This is a genomic window from Alcanivorax sp., from assembly GCF_019431375.1.
GTDB lineage: Bacteria > Pseudomonadota > Gammaproteobacteria > Pseudomonadales > Alcanivoracaceae > Alcanivorax > Alcanivorax jadensis_A.
In genome coordinates, this window is record NZ_CP080267.1 from 1528833 (window position 1) to 1550053 (window position 21221).

Consider the following 21221-nt stretch of genomic DNA (forward strand, 5'->3'; position numbering starts at 1 on the left):
GTACCTTGCTCGAGATGGTTTCAGCCAACTTGCACCACGGCAGAGATATAAAAAAAGGCGGCCATTTGGCCGCCTTTTTTTATTCTGCATCGCTTATTCCCACTCGATGGTGGCCGGGGGTTTGGACGAGATGTCGTAGGTCACCCGGCTGATGCCCGGGATCTCGTTGATGATGCGGCTGGAGACCAGCTCCAGGAAATCATAGGGCAGGTGCGCCCAGCGGGCGGTCATGAAGTCGATGGTTTCCACGGCACGCAGGGCCACCACGTATTCATAGCGGCGAGCATCGCCTACCACGCCCACGGACTTGACCGGCAGGAACACGGCAAACGCCTGGCTGGTCTTGTGGTAGAGGCCAGCGGCGCGCAGCTCTTCGATGAAGATATGGTCCGCCAGACGCAGAGTGTCAGCGTATTCTTTCTTCACTTCGCCAAGGATGCGCACGCCCAGGCCCGGCCCCGGGAAGGGGTGGCGGTAGACCATGTCATAGGGCAGACCCAGCTCCAGGCCGATCTTGCGCACTTCGTCCTTGAACAGTTCGCGCAGGGGCTCGACCAGCTTGAGCTTCATGTCTTCCGGCAGGCCGCCCACGTTGTGGTGGCTCTTGATCACATGGGCGCCACCGGTCTTGCTGGCGGCGGATTCGATCACGTCCGGGTAGATGGTGCCCTGGGCCAGCCAGTTGGCATTCTTCAGCTTGCTGGCCTGTTCATCGAAGATGTCGATGAAGGTGTTGCCGATGATCTTGCGCTTCTTCTCCGGGTCCGCTTCGCCGGCCAGCTTGCCCAGGAAGTTGTCTTCCGCGTCCACGCGGATCACTTTCACGCCCATGTTGTCGGCAAACATTTCCATGACCTGGTCACCTTCCTGGTGACGCAGCAGGCCATTGTCCACGAACACACAGGTGAGCTGGTCGCCGATAGCCTTGTGCAGCAGCGCCGCCACCACGGAGGAATCCACCCCGCCGGACAGGCCCAGGATCACCTCGTCGGTGCCGACCTGCTCGCGGATGGTGTCGATGGCATCGTTGATGATGTTGCTCGGGGTCCACAGGGCTTCACAGTCGCACAGTTCGCGTACGAACCGCTCCAGCAGACGACCACCCTGCAGGGTGTGGGTCACTTCCGGGTGGAACTGGATGCCATAGAAGCGCTTTTCGTCGTTGGCCATGCCGGCAATGGGGCAGCTGCCGGTGGTGGCGGTGGTCACAAAACCGGCCGGCATTTCACCGACACGGTCACCGTGGCTCATCCACACATCCAGGTATTCCTTGCCCTGCTCTTCGTGGTCGACGATGCCGTCCAGCAGGCGGTTCTTTTTCTGCCTTTTCCACCCGGGCGTAGCCAAATTCGTGCTTTTCACCGGCAATCACCTTGCCACCCAGCTGCTCGGCCATGGTCTGCATGCCGTAGCAGATACCCAGCACCGGAATGCCCGCCTCGAACACCGCATCGGGGGCACGGGGCGTTTCCGCCGCGGTCACGGATTCGGGGCCACCGGACAGGATGATGCCCTTGGGCGCAAACTCACGGATCTCCTCGGCGGTCATGTCGAAGGCACGGATCTCGCAGTACACGCCGATTTCCCGCACCCGGCGGGCGATCAGCTGGGTGTATTGGGAACCGAAGTCCAGAATCAGGATGCGCTGGGCATGGATGTCTTGCATGGGGTTCTATCCCGCGGTGGTTGCCGACGGCTGGCGCCGGACCTTGTTGGTTACGGGTCTGACGTCGGATGTCTGACGTCGGACGCTTTAAAAGCAAAACGGCCGGAGATGTCTCCGACCGGTTCTGGCATCAGACGTCCGACTTCAGACGCCCGACCCCTTTAAAGTCACGACAGGCCCCGAATTACCCCACCGGGTAGTTCGGCGCCTCTTTGGTGATCGTCACATCGTGCACGTGGGATTCTTTCATGCCCGCGTTGGTGACTTTCACGAATTCCGGCTTGGTGCGCATCTCTTCGATAGTGGCACAGCCGGTGTAGCCCATGGAGGCACGCAGGCCGCCCATCAGCTGGTGAACGATGGCGCTCATGGGGCCCTTGTAGGGTACCCGGCCTTCGATACCTTCCGGTACCAGCTTCTCGATGCCGGCGGCGGCATCCTGGAAGTAGCGGTCGGAGGAACCGGTGGAGCCGGACATGGCACCCATGGAGCCCATGCCACGGTAGGCCTTGTAGTAGCTGCCCTGGAACAGCTCCACATCACCCGGCGCTTCTTCGGTGCCGGCCAGCAGGGAACCAATCATGATGGCACTGGCACCGGCGGCAACCGCCTTGGAAATATCACCGGAGAAACGGATACCACCGTCAGCAATCAACGGTACATCGGTGCCCTTCAGCGCTTCGGCCACATCGGAGATGGCAGTAATCTGCGGTACGCCGATGCCCGCCACGATGCGGGTGGTGCAGATGGAGCCCGGGCCGATACCCACTTTCACGGCATCCGCACCGGCAGCAACCAGGTCCTTGGCGGCGGCGGCAGTGGCGATGTTGCCACCGATCACCTGCACTTCCGGGAAGTGTTTCTTCACCCAGGCCACCCGGTCGATCACGCCCTGGGAATGGCCGTGGGCGGTGTCTACCACGATCACGTCCACACCGGCTTCTACCAGCGCGGCCACGCGCTCGTCGGTGCCGGCACCGGTGCCAACGGCAGCGCCGACCCGCAGACGACCCTGAGAATCCTTGCAGGCGTTGGGGTACTTGGCCGCTTTCTCGATATCTTTCACGGTGATCATGCCGCGCAGCTCACCGCTGGCGTTCACCACCACCACTTTTTCGATGCGATGCTTGTGCAGCAGGGCCTGGACTTCATCGGCGCCGGCGCCTTCCTGCACGGTCACCAGCCGGTCCTTGCCGGTCATGATGTCCTTCACGCACTGGTCGTAATTGGTGATGAAGCGGGTGTCGCGGCTGGTCACGATGCCCACCACCAGATTGCCTTCCACCACCGGCACACCGGAGATCTTGTTGGCTTCGGTGATACGCATTAGCTCGGCAACGGTGGTGTCCGGGCTGACGGTGATCGGATCTTTCACGACGCCGGATTCGTATTTCTTTACCATCCGCACGTTACGGGCCTGATCGGCAATTTCCATGCTTTTATGGAGAATACCGATGCCCCCTTCCTGGGCCATGGTAATGGCCAGGCGGTGCTCGGTGACCGTATCCATGGCTGCGGACACCAGCGGAATATTGAGGGCGATGTCCCGGGTCAGTTTCGATTTCAGGGACACATCCTTTGGCAGCACATTGGAATGGGCGGGTACAAGCAGAACGTCGTCGAACGTCAATGCTTCTTGCACGATTCTGAGCATATTGCACCGTAGGAAGTGAGAGGGTTCCCGGTCAGAACCGCTGATTGGGGTTCTGTCGGGCGCACCCGGAGTTAAGGAGGAGGACCGGGTGCCGCCGGTTAAGGCGGCAGTGGGAGTCTCTGAATAGCCCCTTGCGTGCTCAGCGTGGCCTGAAGCGTGCAGCTGTTGTGCTTTGGCTCGACGGGAAGGGTGGTTCCCTTTTCAAGAGCCAAAGCGCAGCAGATGTGCGTTTCAGGCCTCGCCCTTCGGGTCTTCCAGGCTGGCCCACACTCGTTGTTGCACTTTCTCGACAGGCAACCAGCCTGCCTTCAAAAGTGCGCCTAGATTGTGAGCCAGCCTGAAAGACTGAGTACGCAAGGGGCTATCCAGAGACTCCCTGGGCCACCCCCGGAAATTAAGCGGGCAATTATACGTCAAACCCACCGTGGTACACAATCAGAGCGCTGGCAAGGTCGGAGGAAAATCGCTACCCTCCCGCGATGACCTTTTCATCCCGCGCCGAACCGCTGTCCATCAGCCGATTGAACCTGGAAGCCCAGGGTCTGCTGGAAGGCTCCTTCCCGCTGATCTGGCTGCAGGGCGAGCTGTCCAACTTTTCCCGCCCGGCTTCCGGCCACTGGTACTTCAGCCTGAAAGACTCGCGTGCCCAGATTAATGGGGCCATGTTTCGAAATCGCAACCGGCTGCTGGATTTTAATCCCCAAAATGGCCAGCAGGTGCTGGTGCGCGCCAAGGTCACCCTCTACGTGCCCCGCGGCAATTTCCAGATCGTGGTGGAACACATGGAGCCGGCGGGCCAGGGGGCGCTCAAGGCCCAGTTCGAGGCGCTCAAGGCCCAGCTGCAGGCGGAAGGCCTGTTCGCCCAGGAACACAAACGCGCCCTGCCCGCCTGGCCTGGCCAGATTGGCGTGATCACCTCCCCCAGCGGTGCTGCCATCCGCGACATCCTGCAGGTACTCAAACGCCGCTGCCCGTCCATTCCGGTGGTGATCTACCCGGCGGCGGTGCAGGGTGACGATGCTCCGGGGCAACTTTGTCAGGCACTGGATCTGGCGATTCGCCGGGACGAGTGTGACGTGCTGATCATCGGTCGCGGCGGCGGTTCCCTGGAGGACCTGTGGGCCTTCAACGACGAAGCCCTGACCCGGGCAGTAGCGGCCTGTCCGATCCCCATTGTCTCCGCCGTGGGCCACGAGGTGGACACCGGCCTGACCGACTTTGCCGCAGATATGCGCGCACCGACCCCGTCCGCCGCCGCCGAGCTGGTAAGCCCGGACCTGTCGGTGGTCACCCAACGCCTCGGCGGCCTGCATCGACGTCTGCGCTGGGTGATGGCCCAGCAGCTGCGCGCCCCCCAAGAGCGCCTGCGCCATCTGAGCCAGCGACTGCGCTCGCCGCGCCATTCCCTGGAACAGAGCAGCCAGCGGCTGGATGAATTGCAGGGGCGTCTGCAGCGGCACATGCAGCAACGGCTGGCCTTACTGCAGAGCCGGCTGCGCCCCAGTCAGCAGCGGCTGGCCCGGCAGTCCCCGCAACGGTTGCTGACAGACCGCCAGCAACGGCTACAGACCCTGGAAAAACGCCTGCCTCAACCCTTGCTGCGTCTTATCCAGCAACAGCAGGTACAGCTGGGCAATCTGGGCAAGCGGCTGCACACCGCCAGCCCCCTGGAAACCCTGGGGCGCGGTTACAGCATTACGTTCAAGGGTGAGGAAGCCGTGCGTTCGGTCAGCCAGATACAGGCCGGCGATACCCTCACCACCCGCCTGGCGGACGGCGAAGTCAGCGCCCGTGTTGAGCGTGTTCAGGCGTCAGATACGGACTCAGCACCCGAGTAAGCTGCTGGCGCCGGAAGGGTTTAGCCAGGTGGGCGTTCATGCCCGCCACCATACAGCGGTCGCGCTCTTCGTCCATGGCGTTGGCGGTGAGGGCTATCACCGGAATCGGCGCCCGCCCCCGCTCACGTTCCCACTGGCGCAATTCCCGGGTAGCTTCCAGACCATCCATCACTGGCATCTGTACATCCATGAGGATGCAGTCGAAATCCCGCTGACGCACTTTTTCCAGGGCTTCGCGCCCGTTGGTGGCGGTCACCACGGTTACCCCCATGTGCTCAAGAAGCCGCCGTGCCACCAACAGGTTCACCTCGTTATCCTCCACCAGCAGCACCAGGCCGAACAGCAGACCGCCGACACGGTCTTCTTCATCCGCCGGTACCGCCAGCGGGGCCGGGGCCTGGCTGCGATAGAGCAGGCGCAGTGACAGGGTAAAGGTGCTACCGCCGCCTTCGTCACTGCTCACCGTCAGAGTGCCACCCAGCATTTCGCTGAGCCGCCGAGCGATGGCCAGCCCAAGGCCAGTACCGCCGAAGCGCCGGGAGGTGGACGAATCGATCTGCGAGAAGGCCTTGAACAGATCGCTTTGCCGGTGCCGGGGAATACCGATGCCGGTATCGCTCACTGACAGGGTCAGGTCGAGCCAGTCATCGCGGACCTGGGCGGTGGTGATCGCCAGGGTCACGCCCCCTTCCTGGGTGAATTTCACCGCATTGGAAATCAGGTTGTTGAGTACCTGGCGTAACCGGGTGGGGTCGCTGCGTACCATTTTGCCGGCCAGCGCATCGACGTTTTCCAGCTGCAGATACAGGCCCTTGCTTTCCGCCAGGTAACGGAAGGTGGCCACGCAGTTTTCCAGCAGCGGCAACAGCTCGAAGAATACCGGGTCCAGATCCATGCGGCCGGCTTCGATACGGGAAAAATCCAGAATATCGTTGATCACGTCCAGCAGGTGCCCGGTGGATTCCAGCGCGGCCAGGGTGTACTCGTGCTGTTCTTCGCTCTGCGGGGTTTCTTCCAGTAATTGCAGCATGCCCAGCACGCCATTCATGGGGGTACGCAACTCGTGGCTCATCATGGCCAGAAAATCACTCTTGGCCTGGCTGGCAGTCTGCGCCTGACGATGGGCAAGGCGCAGCTTGTCGATGGCGCTCTGCTGCTCCCGGTGCGCGCCTTCCAGGCTGCTGGCCAACTCATTGATATCATCCTGCAGCTCCGCCAGTTCACCACGCAGATAGCTACTGCCACGCACCCGGTAGTCACCATTGCGCAGGGTGCGCAGCAGACCGGACAGATAACCCAGCGGGGAGGCGATCTGGCGGGCCAGGTAGTGGGCGATCCACAGGCCGATGATAATCGCGAACAGGGCAGGAAGCAGGCTGGCCAGCAGGATTTCCTTCTGCCGCGCCAGTAGCCGGGAACTGGACATACCCAGCACCACCTCACCGATCCGTTCAGGCTGACTGTCTGTAGTCTCCCCCTTCAAGGGACCGCTGTCGGACACCGGCTGGCGATAGATACCGGAATGAAACTCCAGCACATCGCTATGATCCTGTCGCAGGCCCCGTCCTTCATAGAGGAGCACCTGGCCGTCACTGTCGTGGAACACCACGTACTGCAGATCCGCCTGCTGCATGGCCAGACGCGCCTGGCGGCGCAGATCACCATAGTTGCCCGCCAGCACCCCGTATTCCGACGAGGAGGCGATCTGCTGGGCCAGATAGCTGCCCAGTTCTCGCAAATCCCGATCCGCATCCTCGAAGCGCTGCCAGGTGAGCGCCACCAGCAACAACAGCAGCATGATCAGGGCCGGCACCAGCCCGAGAAGCTGCAGCTGCTTGCGGATGCCGGCCCCCTTTTTCATGGCCCCTTTTCTCATGGAGAGACCTCCAGAGCATCACGAAGGGAGTAGATGTCGTGAAACACCATATCGAAGCTGTTGGCCACATGTTCGTTGACAGCAACCGTCGGCGTATGGACAAAGCCGGAGCGACGCAGACGCTTGCTGTTATGAAAGAATTGCAGATGCACCAGGGTCTCGGCCACCAGGTCCGCACCGCTGGCGTACAGGCTGGCCACACTGCCAGCCTGTACATAGGCCTGGTCCGGGCCGAACACCGGCCGACGCAGTCGGTAACTGGTCAGCAGCACCAGCTTGGCTGTACCCGGACCAAACAGCTGGCCATCCACCGGCAATAGCAGGGCGTCGAACTCAGCCAGACGCTCACGCAACCGATCCCCCAGTTCCTCCACCGACGACACCGGCAGCAGGGTCAGCCCCAACCGCCCCTGATAATCCTGAACCATGCCTGAGGTCCAGGCACTTTGCGGGCCGACAATCACCCCCACCCGGCGCGCCAGGGGCATCATGGTCTCCAGCATTGCCAGCTGATCATTCAATGCCACCCCGGCCCAGATACCCTGGCACTGGCAACGCTTTCGCTGGGCCAGGGCCACCGCCGAGCGGCTCACATAGACACCCAGTAATGGCTTGTCCAGCTTCCGGGCACGCTGGAACGCCTGATCACCGACGGCGATCAGCAGCTCTGCCTGTTGCGGATCGGCCACCCGGGTAATGGGTGGCATGGTGGCGGCATCCAGCGCCTGAATAAAACTGTCACGGAAGGGGCCGTCATCGGCAAGCACATACACCGGTAGCGGGGTCTGGGCACAGAGGGGCGCCGCCAGCCAAGCCAGCCATAACAACAGGATGAGGCGTCCTTGCCGTTTCATTCCTCTATATCCTCACCGCCAGCCCCAACCAGAAACGGTCTTCCTGATAACGGTTTTCCTCGAAGACCACCGGCTCCTTGTTCAGAGCATGCTGCACCACACCCTTCCATTCCAGCTCCGTGTCGCCCACCTGGTGCCGAAAACGCACCTGCAGGTCCAGTCGCTCGAAGACATTGTCGTTGTAGTCGTTGGCCAGGTAATAGGCAGTGGACCAGCCCCAATGGCGGCTCAGTTGCCAGGCCCACAGGGCGCTGGCGCTGTCCCGGGCCGCCAGGCGCCCTTCGGTCTTCTTGTTGACCCGGGTATGGATGTGCGCACCGGTGAGACGCAGCAAATGGTCCACACCCGGCCGCCAGCTCAGCTGGGCTTCGGTGCCCTGATGATCCACTTCACCCTCGTTATTAGGCTCGAACTCGAAGGGGTTGAGGGCATGGCTGAGCAGGTCGGTGAGCTCCTCCTGGAAATAGCGCACATCCAGCTCCAGGCCGGAGAACTGCCCGTAGTAGCCCAGCTCCCAGGAACGGATACGCTCCGGCTTGAGAGTGCCGGGGCTGGCCTGGGTGATAAAGAAATAGGCTGGCGACCAACCCAACAGGGCTTCGGTATTGCTGGAAAAGGGGGGCGACAGCTCCCGGGCGCGGATATTGGTGCGCGCCTGGTCCTCGTAGATATCCGGGGTGCGCAGGGCTTTGGAGAACACATAGCGGAAACTGTGCCCCGGTGCAGCCCGCCAGTTGAGACCCAGGCGAGGACTGAAATGCTGGCCGGAGATGCTGTCACGCTCCCAGTACCCCCCCAGGTTCAGGGTCACCGGGCGCAGCAGATCCACCGCCAGATTACCGAAGGCGCGATAGCTGACATTGTCATAGGTGCCGGACAGATAGCTGTCGGAGCTGACCCGGTCATGGCGCAGGTTGAGGCCACTGACCAGCCGCACCCGGTCACCCATTTGCAGGGTGTCCTGGATTTCCAGGTCATACCGTTCTTCCTCGATATCCAGCGCACTGGCGGCACAGAAAGGGGCATTGGCAGACTGCAGGGTGGCGTAACGATTGGCAAAATCCGGATCGCTTTGCGCCGCCGCAAAGGTGGCGTCCACATCCCGGCCATTTTCCAGATACAGCTCGCGCAGTTCCCGGGAAAACAGCACCCCGCCGCCAGGGCCAAACTCCCCCGTCAGCGGATCCCGGTAGCAGACCGAAAAATCGGTCACATCCCGGGTGTACTGGCCATAGCTGGTGATTTGCAATTGGTGATGTTGATTGAAGGCGTGCTGCCATTGCAAGGAGGCAAAGGCGCGCTGGCCGCTTTGTACCGGGTCCTGCTGGTAGGCGCCGATATCCTGCACCCCGCCTTCCTGCTGCCGCTCCAGGCGGCTCTGGCTGCCGCCGGCCTGCATGATCAGGGTATTGCGGAAATCAAGCTCGCGAACCCATTCGCCATTGAGGGTTTCGATGCGTTTGGCGTCATTCAGCCGGCGTCCTTCAAAGGGTTCGTCGTAGCCGTTGTCGGCACGCCGGGACAGGGACGCCCGCCAGGCACCGCCGTCCGTGCGCCCGGCCGCCGAGGCATAGCCGTCGCGAATGGCGTTATTACCCCCCTGCACCGCCAGGGTGTGCTTGCTGATATCGCGGGGGTCGCGGGTAATGATGTTGATCACGGCGGTAAAGGCGTTGGCGCCATAGGCGGCGGCGGCCGGGCCACGGGTGACTTCGATGCGCTCCACATCGCGGATATCCACCGGCATGTCATTCCAGTTCACCCGCGCCAGGCCGGGCTGGTACTGGCTGCGGCCATCGAGCAACACCAGCATGCGGCGCGAGTCCCGGGCCTGGGTACCGTGGTAGGCCACTGTAGGCACGTTGCCGTCCACTTTGACCGCGGACATGCCCGGCACCAGTCGCAATACCTCGTAGAGCTCCCGGGCGCCGCTGGCTTCGATCAGGTTACGGTCGATGACGGTGACACTGGCAGGGGCTTCAGACTGCGGCTGGCTGACCCGGGCGGGGGTGAGCACCATAGCCGGCTCATCGGCCAGCGGCATCATCGGCTCCATGGCCTGCACGCCCTGGGCACAGACCAGCCCCAGCAAACCTTGCCCCCAGTGTCTGCCCCACGATCCCCGACGTTTGATGTGACCCCCTCCCCCGTATAGCGGGGTTACTTCTTGAAGCGTTTAATCATTCGCTTGCGCTTGTGCACCTGGCGATCCGTGAGTACGTTCTTGCGCCCTTCAAAGGGATTGGAACCGGATTTGAATTCCAGCCGGATGGGCGTACCGTCCAGTTTCAATACTTCCCGGAAACGGTTTTCCAGAAAGCGCTTGTAGCTGATCGGCAACGATTCAGTACGGTTGCCATGCAAGATAATGGTTGGCGGATTGTTGCCGCCCAGGTGGGCGTAACGAAGCTTGGCGCGGAAACGGCCATTACGCGGCGGCGGGTGGCCGGCGGTAATGCTTTCCATGATCCGCGTCATCTCGTTGGTGCCCACCTTGATAAAGGCAGAATCCCAGGCTTTTTCGATCATGCCCCACAAGTCGCCCACGCCGGTGCCATGTAGCGCGGAAATGAACTTGATCTTCACCCAGGGGGCGAATTCCAGGCGGCGCCCCAGTTCCACGCGCACCCGCTCCTTGTGGTCCGCATCCAGACCATCCCACTTGTTCACTGCGATCATCAGGGCGCGGCCACTGTCGAGCACATAGCCCAGCAGGTGCAGATCCTGATCGGTGATGCCTTCACGGGCATCGATCACCAGCACCACCACCTGGGCTGCGTCCACCGCCTGCAGCGCCTTGATCACGGAGAATTTTTCCACCATTTCCGCGACCTTGCCACGGCGACGTACCCCGGCGGTATCAATCAGGGTATAAGCCTTGTCCATGCGCTCGAAGGGGATCTCGATGGAATCCCGGGTGGTGCCGGCGTGATCGAAGACCACCACACGCTCTTCCCCCAGCATGCGGTTGATCAGGGTGGATTTGCCTACATTGGGGCGACCCAGCACGGCCACACGAATGCTGCCATCACTGGTATCCACCGGTTCGCCCTGTTCATCGTAATAGGGCTCCAGATCCGGAAAGGCCGCCAGTACGGTTTCGATCATGCTGCGCACACCACGGCCATGGGCAGCCGCGATCGGCAGCACCTCATTGAGACCCAGGGCATAGAAATCCGCCATGGCGGTGTCCGGGTCGATGCCATCGGTCTTGTTCACCACCAGGTAAGTGGGCTTGGGCAGCTTGCGTAGCTCCATGGCGATCTGCTCGTCGGCAGCGGTCAGACCGGCGCGGCCATCCACCATGAACAATACCAGGTCCGCCTCACCCACCGCCGTCAGCGATTGCTCTGTCATCGGCGCGTCGATGCCATCGTCGTTTTCCCCGATCCCGCCGGTATCCACGACGGTGTACAGGTAGTCCCCAAGCCTGCCGTCACCGTACTTGCGGTCACGGGTCAGCCCCGGGTAATCCGCTACCAGGGCATCACGGGTACGGGTAAGTCGGTTAAACAGGGTGGATTTGCCCACATTGGGCCGCCCCACCAGGGCGATGACCGGTTTCATAGTTGTCTCTGCAAGGATGTCTGGGCGCTATGGTAACGCAATTCGGTGATAGAGGCGGAGAGAAGAAAATCAGGAAAACAGGGGGAAGACGCGCAAGGAGCGGCCACTCGACCGCTCCCTTCGTAAAGATTAACGTTCTTTCAGCTGGTAAGCGGCCAGTTTGCCATCGTAGCTGAGCACATAGAGGACACCATCGTAGCTCACTGCGGTACCGGCAAAACCATCCCGGTCGTGGCGTTTGCGGGCAACGATGCTGCCATCGTCCACATCCAGCCAGTGCAAGTAGCCTTCAAAGTCGCCAGTTACCACGTGGTTGCCCTGTACTGCGGTACCGGTAAGACGGCGACCATAGAGCTTGTCCTGCTTCCACAGAACGGTACCACTGCGCATATCCAGGGCGCGCACCACACCTTTGTCGTCAGCCACGAACAGGCTGCCGTTGCTGGCACTGATGATCTGGGCGCTGGACAGTTCCTTTTCCCAGTAGGGGCGACCGTTTTCCTGGTCCACCACTGCCGCCTTGCCCTGGAAGGTCACCGCGAACACACCGCCACCTTCCACAATCAGGTTGCTGTCCACATCCACCAAACGGTCCAGTTCAGAGCGACCGGTAGGCTCGGCAATACGCTGCTCCCAGACAGGGACACCATTTTCCAGATCCAGCGCCGCCAGCTTGGCATTGGCAAAACCGGCGTAGGCCTTGCCGTTTGCCAGGGTAGGCTGTGCCAGACCACGCAGGGTCAGAGTTGGCACCGGGGTCTCGTAGTCCCACAGCTGTTCGCCGCTTTCCACATCCAGGGCAGTCACATGGCCGTCCTGGGTCTGGAAGACGGCGACATTGCCGTCACTGGCGGGAATTGCCAGGGCTTCACCGGAAAGCCGGGTGCGCCACAGGGTATCGCCGGTTTCCATGGACAGGGCCACGGCCATACCCTCGCGGGTACCGTAGAGCACCATGCCATAGCCGGCATAAAAACCACCGGCAATACGGTCTTCGGTTTTCACCCGCCATTGCCGCTTGCCCTTGTCGCGGCTGACCGCATACACATTGCCGAATACGTCGCCGGCAAATACCTGTCCAGGCGAGCGTAATCCGCGTAGGCACTGCCGGAGTGCTCCTCAATCAGCAGATCGGCCTTGTCGTTGACCACCGCCGCATCCATGGGATTGGCGGACAGGGCTTCCACCATGACCTGGTATTCCGCCGAGGCCTCAGCCGCCTGCTCACCCTGGTGGCCCTGCCATTGACGCCAGCCAATCAGCGCCGCCACTGCCAGCACCACCGTAATGACTGCGGCAGTTCCGTTTTCCTGCCACCAGGCCTTGATGCGTTCAACCTGTTCTTCTTCGTCGCGGATGTAATCGACCACCCTGCTCTCCTTTGTTATTTCAGTTGCGAGCCGCAAGCTTCAAGCCGCAAGGCGCGAGCAAAGCTGCTGCTGCCTGCCGGGCCGTGCCCGCGCTCACATGTCTTTTCGCTATGCGAACATAGCAGATTCGCTGCGCTCCCCCTTCGGGCAGTTAATGCGCGGCGCTCCGTTCTCACACCCATACCTTAATGGAGGTTGTGGGACGTCATGCTTGCATGACGAAGGCTTCCGGTTTTCCTTGCTGCTGTCAGCTTGTGGCTTCCAGCTGTTTAATCGTTTCGGCTACCTGCGCCTGTGCCACCAGCTGCTGTTCGCCCTGGCCGCGTAGCGGTTTTACAGTCACGCTGTTATTGGCCAGTTCGTCTTCACCGATGATCAGGGCCACCGCGGCGCCGCTGCGGTCCGCCTTTTTCATCTGACTCTTGAAACTGCCGCCGCCACAATGGAGCTGGATGCCACGACCGGGCAAGACATCACGCAACTGCTCTGCCAGTGCCATGGTCGGCGCCAGCACATCACCCATGGCCATCACATAGACGTCCACGGTGGCTGACTTTTATAACCCGGAAGTGTGCTTCCCGGCGTTTGTGTATTTCGTTTGTTCCGGCGCACAAATCAACGCCGGGGATAGCAAGCTACAAGCCTCAAGCTGCAACGCGATCAATGCCGTGCCATTCATTTTCCGTCACAGCCGCGCTCATACTCAGATCGCGGGCAACATGGTTGCAACTAGCTGCCACCTGCGATCGCGCCTTGCAGCTTGAAACTTGTAGCTGTCCTTTTATTCCAGAAATGATATCAGCGCGTTGGTGACATCGCCCTGGGCGACCTGTTTCTGTTCGGCCTGCCCGCGTAACGGTTTCACCGTGACCACACCGCTGGCCAGTTCGTCTTCACCGATGATCAGTGCCACCGCGGCACCGCTGCGGTCCGCCTTTTTCATCTGGCTCTTGAAACTGCCGCCGCCACAATGGAGCTGGATACCACGACCGGGCAAGACATCACGCAACTGCTCTGCCAGTGCCATGGTCGGCGCCAGCACATCACCCATGGCCATCACATAGACGTCCACGGTGGCTGACAGTTCCGGCTTTTCCTGCTCGATCAGCAGAATCAGTCTTTCCACGCCCATGGCAAAGCCCACCCCGGGGGTCGGTTTGCCACCCAGCTGTTCCACCAGACCATCGTAGCGACCACCGGCACAGACGGTTCCCTGGGCACCCAGCGCCTCGGTGGTCCACTCGAACACGGTCTTGCCGTAGTAGTCCAGGCCACGCACCAGATAGGGGTTCACTTTATAAGCAATGCCGTTGGCATCGAGCAAGGCTTTCAGGCCGTCAAAGTGCTCGCGGGCGTCGTCATTGAGGTAATCCGCCAGCTGCGGCGCCTCCTTGAGCACTTCTCGCGTACCTGGGTCCTTGCTGTCCAGCACCCGCAGGGGGCTGCGCTCGAGGCGTTTCTGTGAGTCCTCGTCCAGACGTTCGAAATGCGCCTTCAGGTAATCCACCAGGGCATCGCGGTAACGGGCCCGATCTTCACTGTCGCCCAGGGAATTCAGCTCCAGGGTGACCTTGTCGGCCAGGCCCAGGGCTTTCCAGAGACGGGCGGTGAGCAGGATCACTTCCGCATCGATATCCGGACCGGTGATGCCGAACACTTCCACGCCGATCTGGTGAAACTGACGGTAACGGCCAGCCTGGGGGCGTTCGTGACGGAACATGGGGCCGGTGTACCAGAGCCGTTGGGTCTGGTTGTACAGCAGGCCGTGCTGTTCGCAGGCGCGCACGCAGCTGGCAGTGCCCTCCGGGCGCAGGGTCAGGCTGTCGCCGTTGCGGTCCTCGAAGGTGTACATCTCTTTTTCGACGATGTCAGTGACTTCACCGATGCTGCGCTTGAACAGATCGGTCTGCTCGACCACGGGCATGCGGATTTCCTGATAGCCGTAGCTGGCCAGCACGATGCGCACCCTGTCTTCCAGCCACTGCCAGAGACCGGTCTGTTCCGGCAGGATGTCGTTCATCCCGCGGATGGAGGTAATCTTCTTGCTCACGAAAATTCCTTGGTAAAAAAGTCGGACGTCTGATGCCGGACGTCGGACGCGAAACCTGCGGGGTTTCAGGCGTCTGACGCCAGACTTCCGACGTCCGACCTGTCATTCACTTCTGGCAATAATGCCTTTGGCTTCGTCGTCGCGCTGTTTCTTTACCTTGGCCCGTACCATGCGCTCCAGTTCGTCGACCAGATTGTCCGCGGTCACGTGGTGGCTCTTCTTGCCGTCCTCGTAGGACAGGTTATTGGGCGTGCCGCCGGTGAGTCCCACATCCGCTTCCCGGGCTTCGCCGGGACCGTTTACCAGACAGCCGATGACGGCCAGGTCCACGGACTCATTGATATCTTCCAGGCGCGCTTCCAGTTCGTTGACGGTCTTGATCACGTCGAAGTTCTGCCGGGAACAGCTTGGACAGGCGATGATGTTCACGCCTTTCTTGCGCAGGTTCAGGCTTTTCAGGATATCGAAGCCCACACGCACTTCCTCCACCGGATCGGCGGCCAGGGAAATGCGGATGGTATCGCCGATGCCTTCCATCAGCAGCGCACCCAGCGCCACGGCGGATTTCACCGTGCCGGAACGGAACGTGCCCGCTTCGGTGACACCCAGGTGCAGGGGCTGTTCCAGCTGGGCAGACAGCTTGCGGTAGGCCTGCAGGGTCATGAAGACGTTGGACGCCTTCACGCTCACCTTGAAGTCCTGAAAATCGTAGCGATCAAGAATCTCCGCATGGCGCATGGCGGATTCCACCAGCGCATCGGAGGTGGGCTCGCCGTATTTACGCTGCAATTCCTTTTCCAGGGAGCCGGCGTTGACACCAATCCGTATGGGAATGCCCTTGTCCTTGGCGCACTGGATCACGGCCTTGATACGGTCTTCGCGGCCGATATTGCCCGGGTTGATACGCAGGCAATCCACGCCCCGCTCTGCCACGGCTAGGGCAATCTTGTAATCGTAGTGAATATCCGCCACCAGTGGCACGTCCACCTGCTGGCGAATTTTTCCGAACGCTTCGGCGGCATCCATGCTGGGCACCGATACCCGCACGATATCCACACCGGCATCCTGCAAGCGGCGGATCTGGCCAACCGTGGCGTCCACGTCGCAGGTTTCGGTGTTGGTCATGCTTTGTACGGAGATGGGGGCATCGCCGCCCACGGGGACATTACCGACAAAGATTTGACGGGTCTTGCGGCGCTGGATTTTGACTTCCGGTTCCATGGTGTTTCTACCCTCGCGAATCAGGGAATGGAGACTCGCACAACTGTACCGGGGGAATTCGTCGGCAAGGTGACAGCCTCACCATTGAGGATCAGTTCATCGACGGCACCCGCATCGCCCAGGGTAAGGCTGAATGGCGCTTTGCCGTCCAGCTGCAGAGAGGTGCCTGCCGGCTGCTCCCCCTGACGCAAGGTGCGTCCGGCGGCGTCCTTGACGCTGATCCAGCAGTTGCCGGAAAAGGCCATCAGCAGGCGATCCAGACCGTTTTCGGCCAACATGTTCGGTGCCGGCTCGTCGCTGCTATCTACGCTCTCTGCGCCTTCATCACTGTCGATGTCTGACGCTGGCTCACTCTTTTCAGGCTGGGTGTCGTTAGCCGCATCGTCAAGCGGCTGGGAAGACAGTTCATCACCGGTCTGCTGTGGCAGCTGTTCCGGCTGAGCGGAAAAAGGGCCAGCTTCCTCTCCGACCTCTTCATCACCCTGCACGGATGCCGACTCTTCAGGCGTATTCATGCCGGACGACAGCGGCGCCAGCGCCTTCTCTTCCGGCCACAGCCAGATCAGCAAAGCCACCACAACCAGCAGTGCCACCACCGCCAGCAACGGCTTGCGCCACACGGACGGTGGCGGCGCCATTTTGGGCAGATCCAGCGGCTTGTCAAAGGCATCATCGTTAACCATCTGCTGGAAGGTATTGGCAATTTCATCGGCCGGCAGGCCCAGCAGCTTGGCGTAGTTTTTCAGGTAACCCTTTACGAAGGTCGCTTCGGGCAGACGCTCGTAGTCATCCGCTTCCAGAGCTACCAGGTAGCTCTGGGAAAGGTGCATCCGCTTCGCCGCTTCGGCAGGGGTCCAACCCAGTGCCTCACGGGCTTTGCGACAACGTTCACCCGGTAACACGACCATGTTATCGCTCATTTCCCGCTCTCCTGAGAGGCTTTCCAATTCTGCCACTCGCGGTATTCCGCTGAGCGGCGATAAATATTTTCCAGTGCCAGCTCATAGCTGGACTGCTGATCTTCGTAGCCCAAATCGTTGGCCAGACGGATGCCGAGCCACAATGACCGGGCACTTTGCCGGCCGCTACGCTGCAGGTATTGCTGGTAGTAATCCCAGCCCATGCGCATGCGCTCTTCCTTGTAATAGAGCTCAGCCAGTTCCAGGTTCGGGGTAACCGCGCGGCTATCAAGGCGAATGGCTTTGATAAAAGCCTTCTTCGCCGCCTCTTCATCGCCCAGCTCACGGTAACAACGCCCCATATTGGCCCAAGCACTGCCACGGCCCTGATAGGAGGGATCATTGGCGGCACGTTTGAATTTTTCCAGTGCGCCCTGATAATCACCACGGCTGTACAACATGGTGCCGTAATTGTTCAGTGCCGGAGCGTAGTTACTATCTGCCTTGAGTGACTTACGGTAATGAAATTCTTCCCGCTCCGGGTCATTTTCATACTTGTAAAGCAGCGCCATGGCATTGTGGGCCACCGCGCTGTCGTCGTTGTGAGCCAAAGCCCGTGAGAAATGACGACGGGCCTCGGAAGGGTCGCCCTGCTGCAGATACTGCAGACCAGCAGCCACACGGCTGGTCACTGCATTATCCACGTTCACTTCCCGTTGCCCCGATTCCACCGTCACACACCCGGTGGCCAACAGGCCCGCGATCAGCAGACCCGGAAAAACCCGAAAAAAACGTCTCATTGCGCTTGCGCTGTGTTGTTATCGGTTTGTTCGGAGCGATGAAAAATGGATTGCTTCCAGCGCTCACTGCGCCGGGTCCGATCTTGCACCTGCCCCACCAGCTGACCACAGGCGGCATCAATATCATCACCGCGCGTTGTCCTTACGGTCGTCAGCAATCCATTGTCATTCAGGTACTTATGAAATTCCAGAATATCGCTTTTCCGTGACCGTTCATAACCGGCATGGGGAAAAGGATTGAACGGGATCAGGTTGACCTTCACCGGGATGCCGTTAAGCAGCTTGACCAGCTGACGGGCGTGTTCCGGTTTGTCATTCACATCACGCAGCATCACATATTCCATGGTAATGGTGTTGTGACGGTGGGTGATGTTGTCGCTGTAACGCTTGCAGGCCGCCATCAATTCTTTCAGCGGGTACTTGCGATTCAGCGGCACCAATTCATTGCGCAGCTCGTCATTGGGTGCGTGCAGGCTGACTGCCAGCGACACATCCAGATCCTGGCTGAGCTGGTCCATCCTCGGAATATGGCCGGAGGTGGACAGGGTAATGCGCTTCTTGCCGATACCGTAACCCAGGTCATCTTTCATGATGCGCATGGCGGTGAGCACATTGTCATAATTGAGCATGGGTTCGCCCATGCCCATCATCACCACGTTGGTGATGGGGTGTTCGCCAAGATTGCGACGGGGACCAAAGGCACGGCTGGCCTGCCATACCTGGCCGATAATCTCGGCGCTGGTCATGTCGCGCTGGAAACCCTGCTTGCCGGTGGAGCAGAAGCTGCAATCCACGGCACAGCCCACCTGGGACGACACGCACAGGGTGCCGCGGCGACCATCAGGGATAAAAACGGTTTCCACAGAACCACCACCGCTCAGTTCGAACACCCACTTGCGGGTACCGTCACGGCTGATGCTTTCATGAGCCACATCCGGGCCACGGATTTCCGCCACCTCGGACAGTTTCTGGCGCAATGCCTTGCCCACATCGGTCATTTGCTCGAAGGAATCCGCCTGATGGTGGTGAATCCACTTGAGTACCTGCTGGGCACGGAACTTCTTCTCGCCCATTTCCAGGAAGAATTCTTCCATTTGCGGACGGGAAAGACCGAGCAGATTGACCTTCTGTTGGGTTGTCATAGCATTCTCCAGTAGGAAACCGGGTTTCCTTTAAACGCCAGCCACGGCCAGAGGCCGTGGCTGGGGGTGCCCACTCGCTATATTAGCGGGTGCGCGGGCAGAGTTCTTCGTCGGCGAAGAAGTAAGCCACTTCACGGGCAGCGGACTCGGTGGAGTCAGAGCCGTGTACCGCGTTCTCGTCAATGGTCTGAGCGAAATCGGCACGAATGGTTCCAGCTTCCGCATCCTTCGGGTTGGTAGCGCCCATCAGGTCACGGTTCTTGGTTACGGCATCTTCGCCTTCCAGAACCTGCACGATCACCGGACCGCTGGTCATGAAGGACACCAGATCCTTGAAGAAGGGACGTTCTTTGTGCTCGGCGTAGAAACCACCGGCCTGTTCGTCGCTCAGGTGTACCATTTTCATGGCAACCACTTTCAGGTCAGCCTTCTCGAAACGGGATACGATGTCGCCAATTACGTTCTTGGCCACGGCATCAGGCTTGATGATAGAGAGGGTGCGCTCAACAGCCATCAGTCAGTTCACTCCAGAATTTACGTTAAATGGTCCCCGGGAACCCGAAACAAGCTCCCCCAGGCAGAGAAGGGGCAATCCGGCACCTTGCGGACGCAAAGGCCACTGCCACCCCTTTGGAACCGGCGGATTATACGCAAGCAGGGTGAATTATGATACCGTTGCCGCCCCCGCCACGGGCCTGCCGCCCTGCCGCCACCGGGAGCCGGTCGAAAGCCCGCCCCTACCCGGCCGATGGTCGACAGCGCCCACGAATGGCGTATAATACCTGACTAAATTACTCTGGTATTCAACATCAGGCCCTGACCTATGAGCCAAGCTGAACTGGACAAACTGATTCGCTCCAACTACGAGGCCGGTTTCACCACCACGGTGGACACCGAAACCCTGCCCCCCGGGCTGAGCGAGGAAGTCATCCGTTTCCTGTCCGCCAAGAAGGAAGAGCCGGAATGGATGCTCGAATGGCGCCTGGACAGCTACCGCAAGTGGCAGGAAATGCCCTCCCCGGGCTGGGCCCACCTGCACCACGACCCCATCGACTTTAACAAGGTGTCCTACTACTCCAAGCCCAAGAGCCTGGATGACGCCCCGAAGAGCCTGGATGAGGTGGACCCGGAGCTGCTCGCCACCTATGAAAAACTGGGCATTCCCCTGCACGAGCAGGAAATGCTGGCCGGCGTCGCCGTGGATGTGGTGTTCGACTCCTCCTCCGTGTTTACCACCTTTAAAGAGAAGCTGTGGGAAGCCGGGGTGATCTTCTGCTCCATTTCCGAGGCGATCCAGAACCACCCGGAACTGATCCAGAAGTATCTGGGTTCCGTGGTTCCCCAAGGCGATAACTTCTATGCCGCCCTGAACAGCGCGGTGTTTTCCGATGGCTCCTTCGTCTACATTCCCAAGGGCGTGCGTTGCCCCATGGAGCTGTCCACCTATTTCCGTATCAACGAGGCCAACACCGGCCAGTTCGAGCGCACCCTGATTATCGCCGACGAAGGCAGCTACGTGAGCTACCTGGAAGGCTGCACCGCGCCCCAGCGGGACGAGAACCAGCTGCATGCGGCCGTGGTGGAGCTGGTCGCCCTGCCCGGCGCCGAGATCAAGTACTCCACGGTGCAGAACTGGTACCCGGGCGACGAAAACGGCAAAGGTGGCATCTACAACTTCGTTACCAAGCGCGGCGTGGCTCACGACAACAGCAAGATCAGCTGGACCCAGGTGGAAACCGGCTCCGCCATTACCTGGAAGTATCCGTCCGTGATCCTGCGTGGTGACAACAGCATCGGTGAGTTCTACTCCGTGGCCCTGACCCGCCACATGCAGCAGGCGGACACCGGCACCAAGATGATCCACCTGGGCAAGAACACCAAGAGCACCATTATTTCCAAGGGCATCTCCGCCGGGCGCAGCAGCAACAGCTACCGAGGCCTGGTACGGATCAGCCCACGGGCAGAAAACGCCCGCAACTTCACCCAGTGCGACTCACTGCTGCTGGGCGACACCTGCGGCGCGCACACCTTCCCGTACATCGAGTCGAAAAACCCCTCGGCCACCATTGAGCACGAGGCCACCACCTCCAAGGTGAGTGACGACCAGATGTTCCTGTGCCGCCAGCGCGGCATCGACCCGGAGAAGGCTGTCTCCATGATCGTGAACGGCTTCTGTAAAGAGGTGTTCAAGGAGCTGCCCATGGAGTTCGCCGTGGAAGCAGGCAAGTTGCTGGAAGTGAGCCTGGAAGGGGCTGTGGGCTAAGACCCTTCCCTGAAAATGACA

General features: G+C 60.6%; 16 protein-coding genes and 1 pseudogene. 2 read left to right on the forward strand and 15 right to left on the reverse strand.

Annotated elements, in window-relative coordinates; all coding sequences use genetic code 11:
• Window positions 1-93 precede the first annotated feature (93 nt).
• Window positions 94-1666, reverse strand: a pseudogene (gene guaA, locus KZ772_RS07005) (glutamine-hydrolyzing GMP synthase).
• A gap of 184 nt (window positions 1667-1850) precedes the next feature.
• Entirely contained in the window at window positions 1851-3320 is a 1470-nt protein-coding gene (gene guaB, locus KZ772_RS07010; RefSeq protein WP_290539087.1) for an IMP dehydrogenase, read from the reverse strand.
• A gap of 479 nt (window positions 3321-3799) precedes the next feature.
• On the opposite strand from guaB, the gene xseA reads away from it, so the two are divergent.
• The gene (xseA, locus tag KZ772_RS07015) at window positions 3800-5158 is read left to right on the forward strand and encodes an exodeoxyribonuclease VII large subunit (protein ID WP_290539088.1); all 1359 of its coding nucleotides are present in this window, start codon (window positions 3800-3802) and stop codon (window positions 5156-5158) included.
• On the opposite strand, the gene KZ772_RS07020 is transcribed toward xseA, so the two are convergent.
• From KZ772_RS07020 to ndk, 13 genes are all read right to left on the reverse strand, one after another.
• Window positions 5103-7034: an ATP-binding protein gene (locus KZ772_RS07020; protein WP_290539089.1), complete on the reverse strand. Its 1932-nt coding sequence runs from the start codon at window positions 7032-7034 to the stop codon at window positions 5103-5105. The two genes, xseA and KZ772_RS07020, sit on opposite strands and share 56 nt — an antisense overlap.
• Window positions 7031-7888, reverse strand: coding sequence for a hypothetical protein (locus KZ772_RS07025; RefSeq protein ID WP_290539090.1), 858 nt, complete (start codon window positions 7886-7888; stop codon window positions 7031-7033). Before KZ772_RS07025 ends, KZ772_RS07020 begins: the two co-directional genes overlap by 4 nt.
• A 4-nt stretch (window positions 7889-7892) precedes the next feature.
• Window positions 7893-9980, reverse strand: coding sequence for a TonB-dependent receptor (locus tag KZ772_RS07030; RefSeq protein ID WP_290539091.1), 2088 nt, complete (start codon window positions 9978-9980; stop codon window positions 7893-7895).
• Window positions 9981-10048: 68 nt separating this feature from the next.
• On the reverse strand, window positions 10049-11455 hold the full coding sequence (gene der / locus KZ772_RS07035) for a ribosome biogenesis GTPase Der (protein ID WP_290539092.1): 1407 nt from the start codon (window positions 11453-11455) through the stop codon (window positions 10049-10051).
• Between the two features lie 129 nt (window positions 11456-11584).
• Window positions 11585-12502, reverse strand: coding sequence for an outer membrane protein assembly factor BamB (gene bamB, locus KZ772_RS07040; RefSeq protein ID WP_290539093.1), 918 nt, complete (start codon window positions 12500-12502; stop codon window positions 11585-11587).
• The gene (locus KZ772_RS07045; RefSeq protein ID WP_290539094.1) at window positions 12457-12825 is read right to left on the reverse strand and encodes a tetratricopeptide repeat protein; all 369 of its coding nucleotides are present in this window, start codon (window positions 12823-12825) and stop codon (window positions 12457-12459) included. The genes bamB and KZ772_RS07045 overlap by 46 nt, the downstream gene beginning before the upstream one ends.
• Before the next feature lie 247 nt (window positions 12826-13072).
• Window positions 13073-13369, reverse strand: coding sequence for a His/Gly/Thr/Pro-type tRNA ligase C-terminal domain-containing protein (locus tag KZ772_RS07050; RefSeq protein WP_290539095.1), 297 nt, complete (start codon window positions 13367-13369; stop codon window positions 13073-13075).
• Between the two features lie 237 nt (window positions 13370-13606).
• Window positions 13607-14875, reverse strand: a complete 1269-nt coding sequence (hisS, locus tag KZ772_RS07055) for a histidine--tRNA ligase (protein WP_290539096.1) — start codon at window positions 14873-14875, stop codon at window positions 13607-13609.
• A gap of 102 nt (window positions 14876-14977) precedes the next feature.
• Window positions 14978-16096, reverse strand: coding sequence for a flavodoxin-dependent (E)-4-hydroxy-3-methylbut-2-enyl-diphosphate synthase (ispG, locus tag KZ772_RS07060; protein WP_290510111.1), 1119 nt, complete (start codon window positions 16094-16096; stop codon window positions 14978-14980).
• Between the two features lie 20 nt (window positions 16097-16116).
• Window positions 16117-17016, reverse strand: a complete 900-nt coding sequence (locus tag KZ772_RS07065) for a RodZ domain-containing protein (RefSeq protein ID WP_290539097.1) — start codon at window positions 17014-17016, stop codon at window positions 16117-16119.
• Window positions 17013-17795 carry a type IV pilus biogenesis/stability protein PilW gene (gene pilW / locus KZ772_RS07070; protein ID WP_290539098.1) on the reverse strand — a complete coding sequence of 261 codons (783 nt, stop codon included), beginning with the start codon at window positions 17793-17795 and terminating at the stop codon, window positions 17013-17015. The genes KZ772_RS07065 and pilW overlap by 4 nt, the downstream gene beginning before the upstream one ends.
• Complete coding sequence (gene rlmN / locus KZ772_RS07075) at window positions 17792-18937, reverse strand: 23S rRNA (adenine(2503)-C(2))-methyltransferase RlmN (protein ID WP_290539099.1); 1146 nt, start codon at window positions 18935-18937, stop codon at window positions 17792-17794. The genes pilW and rlmN overlap by 4 nt, the downstream gene beginning before the upstream one ends.
• A gap of 82 nt (window positions 18938-19019) precedes the next feature.
• A complete protein-coding gene (ndk, locus tag KZ772_RS07080; protein ID WP_062817390.1) occupies window positions 19020-19451 on the reverse strand; it encodes a nucleoside-diphosphate kinase in 432 nt (143 codons plus the stop codon).
• 309 nt (window positions 19452-19760) lie between these two features.
• Between ndk and sufB the strand changes: the two genes are divergently transcribed.
• A complete protein-coding gene (sufB, locus tag KZ772_RS07085) occupies window positions 19761-21200 on the forward strand; it encodes a Fe-S cluster assembly protein SufB (protein ID WP_290539100.1) in 1440 nt (479 codons plus the stop codon).
• The last annotated feature ends 21 nt before the right edge of the window (window positions 21201-21221 follow it).